Consider the following 11,334-nt stretch of genomic DNA (forward strand, 5'->3'; position numbering starts at 1 on the left):
GCTTCATGCGAAACTGTTAACAAATTGTTATCCATAAAATCTATTGCAAAATCGCCATTCGGTGAAGTTGTCATAAGATGGCACAGTTATGAAATCTGCTGTCCGCATTGAATATTGAACCGAAATGGGCCAAAAAAGCGATTGTGTGATCTTTGCAACAATGCCTGAGAATCGGAACAAAGCGTCTAAATGTTGTTGATTTCAAACAATTGTTATGGCAGTGCGCCCTTCGTATTGAGTGAAATGCGAAAACCCTGAAGGAGCAAATTATGCGTTTCGGTAAAATTGGTATGGCTGCAGTTGCAGCCTCAGCTCTGGTTGCTACCCCTGTGTTCGCACAGGCTGCTCAGCCAGTTTCTAAAGTTTCTCAACCTGTTCGTGCTGATGCATCTGCAGACGAAGAAAGCAAACTTCAAGGCGGATCGGGCATCATCATTGCTGTTCTAGCTGCTGCAGCCGTAATCGGCGGCATTGTCATCGCAGCTGACGGCAGCGACGACGATCCAACAAGCCCCTGAATTTAGGTGCTAAACGAATTTAAAATGGCGGCCTTTCGGTCGCCATTTTTTTTGCCTTAGGCGATCGGAACTGCTTGAGTGATGCAGACGGAAATAAGAGAGCTCCACGATGAAATTTATTCTGGGATGAATCAAAGTTTCCGGAAAAGATATCGATGATAATGTTCCAAGTTCGGTTGTGATGGCCACCAAAATGCAAAATGAAGAAGGCTACTTGCATTAATGCTTTGCCTAAGACATTTCAGATCCAACCATCTTCCATCTGAGCGAACGCTGACGCAGTGAAAAAGATCTTAGCGCGCATTTCCAAACACCCCATATGACCGCCTTCAATGCGATGATCACTAAAATCACTATCAAAGCCATGAATGTCCGCATGTATAATGGCGAAGAAGTGAAGGTAATGATGCAAAGCTGAATGGTAGCGGTTGCACTTGGTAACCAGATTTCCCATATCCGGTTTATGACAGAAAATCAGCAGCATGGCATGCAGCAATGGCATGGCACCACAATCCTATCCGTCCGCAAAAATGGCAAAGTTATCGTAATCGGCGATGGCCAGGTTTCCATGGGGCAGACGGTCATGAAACCCAATGCGCGCAAGGTCCGACAACTTCATGACGGCTCCGTAATTGGTGGTTTTGCAGGCGCTACTGCCGATGCATTTACCTTATTCGAACGCTTAGAAGCAAAACTGGAACGTCATAATGGCCAACTGATGCGCTCGGCGGTCGAACTAGCTAAAGATTGGCGCACCGACAAATATCTGCGCAATCTGGAAGCCATGATGATTGTTGCAGACAAGGAAGTTACGTTGATCCTTACCGGCAATGGTGACGTACTCGAACCTACTCAAGGCATTGCCGCCATCGGATCAGGTGGCAATTTTGCACTCGCCGCCGCCAGAGCCCTGATCGACTATGAAAAAGACGCCGAGACGCTCTCCAAAAAAGCGATGGCGATAGCTGCAGACGTTTGTGTTTACACCAACGATCAAGTCACAGTGGAAAAGCTGGATAGCGACACATAAAATTTGAACTTTGGCCAGAAACCATAACTTCAACCCTTATAAATTTGACTCCATCAAAGGTTAAACATGCTAGATAATCTCACCCCCAAGGCCATTGTGAAGGCACTGGATGAACATATTGTAGGTCAAAAAGACGCTAAACGAGCCGTTGCGGTAGCATTGCGCAATCGTTGGCGGCGCCAGAAATTACCTGCTGAATTACGTGAAGAAGTGACACCAAAAAATATCCTGATGATCGGACCCACCGGTTGCGGTAAGACCGAGATATCGCGGCGCCTGGCCAAACTTGCCGACGCTCCGTTTATCAAGATTGAAGCCACCAAATTTACCGAAGTTGGTTATGTCGGCCGCGATGTCGAACAAATTGCTCGTGATCTGGCCGAAGAAGCCGTTCGTCTCGAACGCGAACGTCGCAGGTCTGCGGTACGCGAAGCGGCAACAGATGCCGCAATGAAGCGATTACTTGACGTGCTATGTGGCGAAAATGCTAGCGAAGCAACACGCGAGAGCTTTCGCCAGCGGGTCGTCGATGATCATATGAATGATACTGAGATCGAAATCGAAGTGGAAGATACGCCCAACGCGCCGATGGATATACCCGGTATGTCTGGTCAGGTTGGTATGATCAACCTGTCGGACATGATGGGTAAAGCATTCGGTCAAAATGCCATGAAACGCCGCAAAATGCGTGTTGCCGATGCATGGGATAAATTGATTGAAGAAGAATCCGACAAGCGCCTAGATGATGACGATATTGCGAGAGCTGCAATTACTGACGCCGAGTCCAATGGCATTGTCTTCCTGGACGAAATTGACAAAATCGCGGTCAGCGATGTTCGCGGTGGTTCGGTTAGCCGGGAAGGTGTGCAACGTGATCTGTTGCCGCTGATTGAGGGCACGACGGTTGCGACCAAATATGGCCCAATGAAGACCGATCATATATTGTTCATTGCGTCCGGTGCGTTCTCAATCTCTAAACCCAGCGATATGCTACCGGAACTGCAGGGGCGGCTCCCTATACGCGTAGAACTGCGCGCGCTGACGGAGGAGGATTTCGTTCGAATTCTTACCGAAACTAAGGCCAATCTGCCCAAACAATATATTGCTCTATTGGGCACCGAGGAAGTCACTATAGACATCACAAAGGACGCTATTGAAAAGCTGGCGCAAATTGCCGCCAATGTGAATGAGACAGTGGAAAATATCGGTGCGCGGCGATTGCAGACAGTAATGGAAAAACTCTTGGAAGATATCAGCTTTGATGCTGAGGATCGCAAAGGACAGACCATCACCGTGGATGCCGCCTATGTCGACGAACAATTATCAGATGTTGCCAAAGACACGGATTTGTCCAAATATGTGCTATAAATAGTACCATATTTCGATGTGAGGAGGGTTAGATGGCTGAGGGTGGATGTTATTGCGGATCGGTACGATTTGAAATTTCTGGTGAACCAGTCAACCAATTTATCTGCCACTGCCGCGATTGCCAGAAAAGCAGCGGAGCAGCCTCTGTAGCGTGGATTATGCTTGATCAGGATGAGTTTTCCGTAGCCGAAGGCGAACTAAAGACAATTGCCGGTCAAGGCGGTGCAGAGCGGTTATTCTGTGCCAATTGCGGAACAGGAATCGCTTATAAAAACGCAAACATATTGCCCGGTATGGTGGATGTGCAAACAGCTACCCTGGATATGCCCGATGCTTATATCCCGGAAATGAACATACAGCTTGCGGAACAGATTGGATGGGAGAAAGTTGCCCATGAAATGCCAGGTTTTGATCGGTTTCCGCCACAAGAATAGTTTTATTTGTAACCTTTCAGCATTGCCTTACGAATAGCGCAGATAAACTATCAGGAGTATTCATTTTGAAACGGATTGCCTCACTATTTGCTGTAGCCCCTGCCCTCACATTTGCTGCCTGCACCGAAGCTGGACCGCCAGCAGATGACAGCGAGATCGCTGAAACTGCGGAACCATTGGCAACAGATGAAATTGCCGCAGTACCAACGATAGATGCGGGCTTGGCTGTCGGAGCCACCGCACCGCTAAACGCAAAGTTTCAAACTGGTAACGGTGAGAAGACGCTCGAAGCCATATTGGAAGACGGACCGGCCATTTTTGTCTTCACCCGATCTGTTGAGTGGTGCCCATTCTGCCAGACGCAATTAAAGGGCATCAACGCGATTGTCAGCGACGTCAAAGAGCGCGGCTACAGTTTATACGGAGTGAGCTATGACAGTGTCGAAGGCCAGGATCGTTTTTCCAAAAACCAGATGCTTGATTATACATTGTTGTCCGACGAAGGTTCCGCGACAATTGACGCATTCGATATACGCGACCCGCAATATACCGAAGGCAAAGCGGTAGGCGTTCCCTATGCTTCTGTTATCGTCGTTGACCAAGACGGCAAGATCACTGCCAAATCGGTATCAGGTGACTTCAAGAAACGCCCCACCAATGATCAGCTATTGGCGATAATAGACGCCATCTAAATGGGAATTATCGGGAATGCATAGAGGAAGCCGTGTCACTTTTGATCGCGGCTTTCTTATTCCCTTCCGGCAAGACCAAAAGCTTCCATTCAGTCGAGTCCTTTAGATATTTCTGAGCAAGTTGCTGCACTTCTTCCGGTGTGATTACTGTGTAATCGCTCAGTAATGTTCTTAGGACTGTGAACTTTTTTGGATTATAGCTCGCACCTTCCAACTGACTCATCCAGAAACTGTTACCGCTGCTAGCGCGCGCTATAAGTTGCCGAAGCGGTTCTACAATCCGTTTCAACTCATCCGAACTAACCGGCTTTTCTCGTAGGTCTTTCGCGATCAGTTCTGCGACTCCGTAAAACCGATCAATATTACCGGGCGTCAATTGGCTGGAAGCGCTAATATAGCCACCAGTTTGAAAAGCTACTGGCCAGCTATTGATCACTTGCGGACTATAGCTTGCTCCTTCCTGGGACCTCAATATCTCAAACATCCGATCATTAAAGATGGAAACCAGAACTTCCAGCCTTCTACTTTCTCTAATATTTTCCAGTCCACCGCCGGTAGGCCATGCAATCAAAGCAGCCGCGCGTTCTTCGTCACCCTTGTGCACCAGTATTTCTGGAGCGGCCTTATGCTTCGGAAACATTGGCGATGTAATATCATCTGGCATGTCATCAAGCTTGCGCTTTCTCAACGCACCGAAAGTTTTCAGTATGGATTTGACTGCTTTATCACGATCAAAATCACCAAATAGCATCAACTCGATCGGCCCACTCGCCAATATTGGTTTCCAGAATTTCTTAAAATTCTTGGGCGTGAGAGCATTAAAATCGTCCTTGTCAGGAGTTTTCCAACGAGGATCCTTACCCCGCACCAACCACTCCAGGTCCCGTTGTAAAACAGCTTGGGGAGAGGCCGCAAAGCTATCATAGCCGATCAATGACGCAGCACGTCCACGAATTACCGGCGCCTTGTCCCAACGTGGATGTTGCAATTTCGCTGCGATAAGATGAAGCTGGTCCTCAAGATCGGCTGCTCTGGTATCAGCCTTGATTTCATAAGCATCATCATCAATTTCAAAACCGAGACCAATCCGTCTTCCAGTGGTGATTGCGTCCATTTCTTCTTGTCCGAGCTTGCCGATGCCACTCGCCATTAGCGCCATGCCACCGGACCAGGCCAAGTTTTCTTCACTAGAATCTAGCCCGCTATATCCTCTGCCAAAGCGCGCATTGACCATTATTTTGTTCCGCTCAGCTTTGTTGGGGAAAAGCAAGACGCGTACACCGTTGGAAAGAATGAGCTTCTCGATTTCAAACCGGGAAATTTTCTCAGATGAATTGACTTTGCCTGCCCGGCCGATACGCGGAAGATCATCAAAATTTAGATTTGCTTGCTTCACTCGCGCATTACTGGCCGCGCTGACTTTTTCATTCAAAGCCGCCGCAAGCTTTGTCTTTCCTTCATCCACAACCGTTGGCGATGTGAGCAAAGCCCGCGTCGCGGTACCCTCGAACAATTTTTGTGTAGACTCCAGCAATCGCTGGGGTGTGTAGAGATTCCGCATTGCCCGGAAGACATCTAGCGCCGTTTGCGGTGTTGCAACGGTTTCGCGAATATCCACTGCATTGACAATATCATCGGCCTGCTTGCGAGCCGCTTCAGTAGCATAGCCTTCCGCACCTATAGCAAGAGCCGCATCAAATTCGGCTATCTCTCTGGCAATATCCTGTTCGGATGGCGCCTGAGTAGTAGCGTCAGCAATTACGCCGCGCACGTCTTTAAGGGCTGCAGCCCAGTCATCACTTAAAGGGACTATGTTTACGAAAGTGCCGTCCACAGAACGACTAACATCTTCCTGATTAACATTGGCCTGCAGATAGCTTCCGCCTGCTCGGGCCCGTGCCTCTAAGCGACGGTTGATCATTTGCAATGCTAACAGATCAATCAATAACTGCTGATTATACGCGATAGTATCATCGACCTGCTCCCAAGGGCGCACCACGGCCATAGATATATATCGCGGCAAAGTGGGCTCAATGACAAGTCGGCTGCTATCTCCACTATCGTCAGGATCGCCAAAATCGGGGGCGACACCAGCTTCTCCAGCACCTTTCCAACTTGAAAAATGCTTTTTAATCAACGCTTCAAATTCGGCTGGTTCTCCATCACCAGCAATGACAATCACCGTATTTTCAGGACGATACCAGCGCTGGTGGAACAATTGTAACATCTGCGGGGTTGCCGCTGCTAGCGCTTCAGGCGTGCCAATCGGTGCCCGGCTTGCAAGCCGTTGGCCAGCAAAAAATAGCTTCCTTGTAGCATCCTGGACTTTGGTCTGAGGCCCCTGTCTTTCTTGCAATTCCGCCATGACAACAGGTCGTTCGGCATTTACCGCTATGGTGTTGAGGCCGGGTGCGCTGACCATTCCGGAAATAATCTTAATGCTCTCATCCAGACTAGTGGGATTAGCATTGGGTAAATCCAGTTTATAAACGGTCTGTGTCGGAGTTGTTTCCGCATTGCTATCGCTGCCAAAAGTGGCACCTAGACGCTGCCAAACGCGTTTGGCCTCTCCATCCGGTACATATGTTGATCCGCGAAAAGATAAATGCTCCATAAAATGAGCAAACCCCTGCTCATGATCTTGCTCCATCAAAGAACCAACATCGATCCGGACGCGGATCGATACCTGCCCTGGCGGCACACCGTTATTTTTTACCGCATAGCGCAGACCATTATCCAGCACTCCAAAAGTCCAACTCTTGTCGATTGGAACGTCACTGCCTTTGTACAACCAAGGTTGTTCAGCACTAACCTCGGTTGTGCTCTCCGGTGCCTGCGCTGCGATCTGCGACGGAAGCGTCAGTGAAGCAAGGAGGGTGAATGTCGTAACAAGGCGGCCAAATGCGCGGGTGTGTTTGTTCATGTATGCAGTTATAAGCAGGGCATATCTTACTGGCCAGTGAATAAAGCCGGTCAGAGCCATGCAAAAAACTTATCGATAAGACTGTATATTTTGATGGCAGCAATGCAATTTGACCTTGATAGCCCGGACAAATACTCCCACATATCCACTATGCTGATAGAAACCGAAAAAACCCCTAACCCGTCCACGCTCAAATTTTTGATGGGTCAAACCGTCATGACTGACGGAACCAGAGATTTCGCTTCACCGGAAGATGCTGAAATTTCGCCCCTTGCAGAGGCGTTGTTTACGCTGGGCGATGTCACCGGCGTCTTTTTCGGTTCGGACTTTGTTTCTGTTACTGCTGGCCCCGGATCAGAATGGACCGATGTTAAACCGCAGGTGCTGAGTATATTGCTCGATCATTTCTCTGCTGGCTTGCCGCTGTTCAAACCCGGATCGGCCGGTGAAATTCATATTCCGCCCGAAGAAGAAGTACATGATGACCCGGAAGATGCCGATATTGTCGCTCAGATCAAGGAATTGATCGAAACCCGCGTTCGCCCGGCCGTGGCGAATGATGGCGGCGATATCGTTTATCGCGGCTTCAATCGCGGTGTGGTATTCCTGAAAATGCAGGGCGCTTGCGCTGGATGCCCATCATCAACGGCAACCTTGAAACATGGCATTGAGTCTTTGCTGAAACATTATGTGCCGGAAGTTGTTGAAGTCAGAGCCGCATAACCAAGCTATCAACCGAAACAAAAAAAAACGGGGACATTATGAATCAGCCACTTGATGATGCCGCACTAGATCAACTTTTTCGGACCGCGCGCACTTATAACGGCTATCATGACAAACCCGTCACGGCAGAACAACTTCACACCATCTGGGATCTTATGAAAATGGGGCCAACCAGTGCGAATATGCTGCCAGCGCGAATGGTGTGGTGTCATAGTGAAGAATCCAAACAACGCCTTGCGGACTGTTCAAGCCCAGGTAACAAAGACAAGATTCTGAAGGCCCCTGCCTCGGTAATCATTGGTATGGATCGGGATTTTCACGAACATCTTCCCGAGCTGTTCCCGCACGATGATGCAAAAAGCTGGTTTGCCGGCGATGCTGATGGCCGCAAAATTCATGCGATGCGTAACAGCTCACTACAGGGAGGTTATTTCATTCTCGCGGCTCGCGCAATCGGGCTGGACACTGGCCCAATGTCAGGTTTTGACAATGATGCAGTAGACCAAGCTTTTTTTGAAGATCAACCAAGTGTGAAATCGAATTTCATCTCAACCCTTGGTTATGGCGACCCCTCGACGATCTTTGACCGCAGTCCGCGCCCCGATTTCGATAAATTCAACGCGATTATCTGAAGACTAGCGCCAGACCCATGGGCAACCATATTCTCGCTATAGATACTGCAACGACGGCATGCTCGGTCGCCTTGTTTTCAGACGGAGAAGCCATAGCCAGCGCATATGAAGAAATTGGACGCGGCCATGCAGAGAAGCTCGTACCGATGATCGCTCAATTACCTGACAAGGGACGTGCGGATCAGATCATGGTGAATTGCGGACCGGGAAGCTTTACCGGCGTTCGCATCGGTCTGTCTGCCGCAAAAGCTTTGGCCATGGCTTGGCATGCGGAAATTTCCGGATATCAGTGTCTGCATCTCGTCGCTGCACAGGCTTTAGCTGAAATGAAACATCCCGCCCCCGTCTTTGTGGTAATGATCGGCGGTCATGGGGAATATTTTGTTCAGAATTTTTCCGCTGACGGCAGCGCTGTCGACGACCTTCTTTCGCTCTCTCCCGAGGTCGCGCTACGCCATGCAAAGGCAGATCATTTTGCGGGCTCGGCGGCACAATCTTTGGCCAGCTTAACTAGCGACATTACTTATTCCACTATCTTGCCCGACGCGAGTAAATCCATCCAACTGACCGACAGTTATGAATATCTGGACGCCGCACCTGTTTATGGTCGTGCACCCGATGCACAACCGGCCCATCAAGTCTAGACGATGTCCGAACTCAACCCCAATTCTGGAAATGACGTTATCCCAGCAGCGCTAGGCAATGAAATTGAGCTAGCATATGGCGGGTATGACCAGCTCAAGCTCGTCATGCGGATTATGCACACAGCATTTTCCAGCACTTACGGGGAGTCTTGGAACGAACACCAATGCCGGTCGATGTTGTCCCTGCCGGGCACGCTTTTAATGATCGCCAGCATAGAAAAGCAGCCTTGTGGGTTTGCTATCAGCAGAGAGATTGCTGGCGAAGAAGAACTATTGATGATTGCCGTCGATCCACAATATCAAAATAAAGGTATTGGGATGACGATCCTGAATAGGCTCATCACAGATGCAGTTGAAAATGGAACTAGCGCGATGTTTTTGGAGGTGCGATCAAACAATCCAGCCCAAAGCATGTATCAAAAAATCGGTTTCCAGAAAATTGGACTTCGTCCTGCTTATTATACAGGCGCTAACAAAGAAAAGTTTGATGCTATTACCTATAAGAAATCGCTCTGATTCTTAAAGCAACGTAAAATCAACACATCATATAGTTTGATCGTTGATAATTCCGGCCTCTCATGCAAATAGCCGCGCAGCAAAAAATTGCTCAAAACCATATAATTGGTCGCACGAAGAGGTATTTATGACAGAGGAAGATATTGCTCTGAATGAGACGCTAATTGCTCTCACTTCAGATATTGTTGCCGCACATGTCAGTAACAACAGCGTTGCTGTTTCCGACTTGCCGCTCATCATCAACAATGTACATGGTGCGCTATCCGGCTTGTCCGGAAAAGCTGCTGAACTGGCCCGTCCGGATCCTGCAGTTCCCATCAAATCATCGATCAAACCTGATTATGTTGTCTGTTTGGAAGATGGGAAAAAGTTAAAAATGCTGAAACGGCATTTAATGACCCATTACGGCATGACACCGGATGAGTATCGCGTGAAATGGGGGCTACCCAGCAACTATCCTATGGTCGCTCCCAACTATGCCGAACAGCGCAGAGAACTGGCCAAAGCCATTGGCTTGGGCAAAAAAAAGAAGAAACGCTAAATAACAGTTTTCGATAGATATAACCGATGGGAAAATTGCGGATAATATCGCAGTTTTCCCTTTGCTTTATTATCTGCCGATAATAGAGTATCATCCAACAACTGGGATGGAACGAATGCCGGACAAAATTGATCTTGAAAAGCTATGTGCCGAAAAAGGCCTTCGGATAACCGACCAGCGCCGGGTTATTGCCCGCGTCATTTCTGACGCAGAGGATCATCCCGATGTAGAAACATTGCACGAACGTGCTTCCGCGGTTGATTCTCGCATTTCAATAGCCACAGTCTATCGTACCGTTCGCCTGTTTGAAGAAGCCGGCATCCTTGATCGCCATGACTTTGGTGATGGACGCGCACGTTATGAAGCTGTTCCCGAAGCCCATCACGACCATCTCATTGATGTTGAAACCGGCAAAGTGATAGAATTTGTGGATCCCGAGCTTGAAGCCTTGCAAAAGGTGATTGCGGAGAAACTGGGTTACCGATTGGTCGACCATCGCATGGAACTTTATGGCGTATCCTCTGACCGAAAGAGCTGACACTGACCAGCTTGCAATTTCAGTGTTCGGGGCACTGCTTATCGGGTTACGCGTAATAGGCATATTATTGAGCTTGGCGGCTTGTTTGCCGATGCATTATCTATGGCGGCTTTTCCGCCTGCCCTCGCCATGGCCGCGGTTTTTTCTGTGGTTAGTTGCCACCAATTGCGGCGCACTTATCAAAACCGAAGGCAATCGGCTCAAGCAAGATGTGTTTTACGTAGCCAACCATGTCAGTTGGTTTGATATTCCTGTCATTGCGGGCGTCACAGGCTGCACATTTGTGGCGCAAGACGGTATCGCAAGTTGGCCTATCATTGGCTGGTTATGCCGCATCAACAAGACGATTTTTGTATCCCGGACCGACCGAATGCAGGTGGGCGATCAAATCGGCATCATCCGGGAAGCCATTGAAGAAAAATATCCGATAACTGTGTTTCCTGAAGGCACGACCACGGACGGACACAGTTTGCTGCCATTTAAGCCATCATTATTTCAAGCCATGGCACCGCCGCCAAAACCAACCATGGTGCAGCCCATGTTGTTGAGTTTCGGTAGAGTCAGCCGGGATATTGCCTGGGTTGGCGAGGAATCCGCTGTCGACAATGCCAAACGGCTGTTTGCGCGCTTGGGTATCATCCCGACAACTTTACATTTTCTTGAACCTTTCGACCCTGCTGATTTTGGCGACCGCAAGACCATTTGTGCAGAGGCAGAGCGGCGGATTGCCAAGGCGCTTTCCGCTTCCCTGTCCGGAGAGCCCGTTGTATAGGCA

14 protein-coding genes are annotated in these 11,334 nt (G+C 48.9%); 12 read left to right on the forward strand and 2 right to left on the reverse strand.

Annotated elements, in window-relative coordinates; translation table 11 throughout:
• Window positions 1-269 precede the first annotated feature (269 nt).
• Window positions 270-518, forward strand: a complete 249-nt coding sequence (locus ABJM21_RS06345; RefSeq protein ID WP_348302261.1) for a hypothetical protein — start codon at window positions 270-272, stop codon at window positions 516-518.
• Window positions 519-759: 241 nt separating this feature from the next.
• Here ABJM21_RS06345 and ABJM21_RS06350 read toward each other — a convergent pair whose 3' ends face one another.
• Window positions 760-1,020 (reverse strand): hypothetical protein, encoded by a 261-nt coding sequence (locus ABJM21_RS06350; RefSeq protein ID WP_348302260.1) that lies wholly within the window; start codon window positions 1,018-1,020, stop codon window positions 760-762.
• Between ABJM21_RS06350 and hslV the strand changes: the two genes are divergently transcribed.
• The 4 genes from hslV to ABJM21_RS06370 all read left to right on the forward strand — a co-directional run bounded on the left by hslV (window position 1,006) and on the right by ABJM21_RS06370 (window position 4,042).
• Entirely contained in the window at window positions 1,006-1,548 is a 543-nt protein-coding gene (gene hslV, locus ABJM21_RS06355) for an ATP-dependent protease subunit HslV (protein WP_348302259.1), read from the forward strand. The genes ABJM21_RS06350 and hslV overlap by 15 nt on opposite strands.
• A 66-nt stretch (window positions 1,549-1,614) precedes the next feature.
• A complete protein-coding gene (hslU, locus tag ABJM21_RS06360) occupies window positions 1,615-2,916 on the forward strand; it encodes an ATP-dependent protease ATPase subunit HslU (protein WP_348302258.1) in 1,302 nt (433 codons plus the stop codon).
• 32 nt (window positions 2,917-2,948) lie between these two features.
• The gene (locus tag ABJM21_RS06365) at window positions 2,949-3,350 is read left to right on the forward strand and encodes a GFA family protein (RefSeq protein WP_348302257.1); all 402 of its coding nucleotides are present in this window, start codon (window positions 2,949-2,951) and stop codon (window positions 3,348-3,350) included.
• Window positions 3,351-3,415: 65 nt separating this feature from the next.
• Window positions 3,416-4,042, forward strand: a complete 627-nt coding sequence (locus tag ABJM21_RS06370; protein ID WP_348302256.1) for a peroxiredoxin family protein — start codon at window positions 3,416-3,418, stop codon at window positions 4,040-4,042.
• A gap of 7 nt (window positions 4,043-4,049) precedes the next feature.
• Here the strand turns inward: ABJM21_RS06370 and ABJM21_RS06375 are convergent, their stop codons facing one another.
• Window positions 4,050-6,965: an insulinase family protein gene (locus tag ABJM21_RS06375; protein ID WP_348302255.1), complete on the reverse strand. Its 2,916-nt coding sequence runs from the start codon at window positions 6,963-6,965 to the stop codon at window positions 4,050-4,052.
• Window positions 6,966-7,115: 150 nt separating this feature from the next.
• On the opposite strand from ABJM21_RS06375, the gene ABJM21_RS06380 reads away from it, so the two are divergent.
• The 7 genes from ABJM21_RS06380 (at window position 7,116) to ABJM21_RS06410 (ending at window position 11,331) form a co-directional block, all read left to right on the forward strand.
• Window positions 7,116-7,688, forward strand: a complete 573-nt coding sequence (locus ABJM21_RS06380) for a NifU family protein (protein WP_348302382.1) — start codon at window positions 7,116-7,118, stop codon at window positions 7,686-7,688.
• A 38-nt stretch (window positions 7,689-7,726) separates the two neighbouring features.
• Window positions 7,727-8,320: a malonic semialdehyde reductase gene (locus tag ABJM21_RS06385; protein WP_348302253.1), complete on the forward strand. Its 594-nt coding sequence runs from the start codon at window positions 7,727-7,729 to the stop codon at window positions 8,318-8,320.
• A 17-nt stretch (window positions 8,321-8,337) separates the two neighbouring features.
• The gene (gene tsaB / locus ABJM21_RS06390; RefSeq protein WP_348302252.1) at window positions 8,338-8,964 is read left to right on the forward strand and encodes a tRNA (adenosine(37)-N6)-threonylcarbamoyltransferase complex dimerization subunit type 1 TsaB; all 627 of its coding nucleotides are present in this window, start codon (window positions 8,338-8,340) and stop codon (window positions 8,962-8,964) included.
• Between the two features lie 3 nt (window positions 8,965-8,967).
• Window positions 8,968-9,480: a ribosomal protein S18-alanine N-acetyltransferase gene (gene rimI, locus ABJM21_RS06395; RefSeq protein WP_348302251.1), complete on the forward strand. Its 513-nt coding sequence runs from the start codon at window positions 8,968-8,970 to the stop codon at window positions 9,478-9,480.
• 127 nt (window positions 9,481-9,607) lie between these two features.
• Window positions 9,608-10,021 carry a MucR family transcriptional regulator gene (locus ABJM21_RS06400; RefSeq protein WP_348302250.1) on the forward strand — a complete coding sequence of 138 codons (414 nt, stop codon included), beginning with the start codon at window positions 9,608-9,610 and terminating at the stop codon, window positions 10,019-10,021.
• A 115-nt stretch (window positions 10,022-10,136) separates the two neighbouring features.
• Window positions 10,137-10,559, forward strand: coding sequence for a Fur family transcriptional regulator (locus ABJM21_RS06405; protein WP_348302249.1), 423 nt, complete (start codon window positions 10,137-10,139; stop codon window positions 10,557-10,559).
• Window positions 10,531-11,331 carry a lysophospholipid acyltransferase family protein gene (locus ABJM21_RS06410; protein WP_348302248.1) on the forward strand — a complete coding sequence of 267 codons (801 nt, stop codon included), beginning with the start codon at window positions 10,531-10,533 and terminating at the stop codon, window positions 11,329-11,331. Before ABJM21_RS06405 ends, ABJM21_RS06410 begins: the two co-directional genes overlap by 29 nt.
• Window positions 11,332-11,334: the final 3 nt, after the last annotated feature.

The sequence above is a fragment of the Parasphingorhabdus sp. genome (assembly GCF_039977335.1).
Lineage (GTDB): Bacteria > Pseudomonadota > Alphaproteobacteria > Sphingomonadales > Sphingomonadaceae > Parasphingorhabdus.

What these genes read in the sequence shown, in the direction of transcription:
- ABJM21_RS06345 (WP_348302261.1), top strand. Translation starts at nt 270, where the DNA reads ATGCGTTTCGGTAAAATTGGTATGGCTGCAGTTGCAGCCTCAGCTCTG.
- hslV (WP_348302259.1), top strand. Translation starts at nt 1,006, where the DNA reads ATGCAGCAATGGCATGGCACCACAATCCTATCCGTCCGCAAAAATGGC.
- ABJM21_RS06350 (WP_348302260.1), bottom strand. Translation starts at nt 1,020, where the DNA reads ATGCCATTGCTGCATGCCATGCTGCTGATTTTCTGTCATAAACCGGAT.
- hslU (WP_348302258.1), top strand. Translation starts at nt 1,615, where the DNA reads ATGCTAGATAATCTCACCCCCAAGGCCATTGTGAAGGCACTGGATGAA.
- ABJM21_RS06365 (WP_348302257.1), top strand. Translation starts at nt 2,949, where the DNA reads ATGGCTGAGGGTGGATGTTATTGCGGATCGGTACGATTTGAAATTTCT.
- ABJM21_RS06375 (WP_348302255.1), bottom strand. Translation starts at nt 6,965, where the DNA reads ATGAACAAACACACCCGCGCATTTGGCCGCCTTGTTACGACATTCACC.
- ABJM21_RS06380 (WP_348302382.1), top strand. Translation starts at nt 7,116, where the DNA reads ATGCTGATAGAAACCGAAAAAACCCCTAACCCGTCCACGCTCAAATTT.
- ABJM21_RS06385 (WP_348302253.1), top strand. Translation starts at nt 7,727, where the DNA reads ATGAATCAGCCACTTGATGATGCCGCACTAGATCAACTTTTTCGGACC.
- tsaB (WP_348302252.1), top strand. Translation starts at nt 8,338, where the DNA reads ATGGGCAACCATATTCTCGCTATAGATACTGCAACGACGGCATGCTCG.
- rimI (WP_348302251.1), top strand. Translation starts at nt 8,968, where the DNA reads ATGTCCGAACTCAACCCCAATTCTGGAAATGACGTTATCCCAGCAGCG.
- ABJM21_RS06400 (WP_348302250.1), top strand. Translation starts at nt 9,608, where the DNA reads ATGACAGAGGAAGATATTGCTCTGAATGAGACGCTAATTGCTCTCACT.
- ABJM21_RS06405 (WP_348302249.1), top strand. Translation starts at nt 10,137, where the DNA reads ATGCCGGACAAAATTGATCTTGAAAAGCTATGTGCCGAAAAAGGCCTT.
- ABJM21_RS06410 (WP_348302248.1), top strand. Translation starts at nt 10,531, where the DNA reads ATGGCGTATCCTCTGACCGAAAGAGCTGACACTGACCAGCTTGCAATT.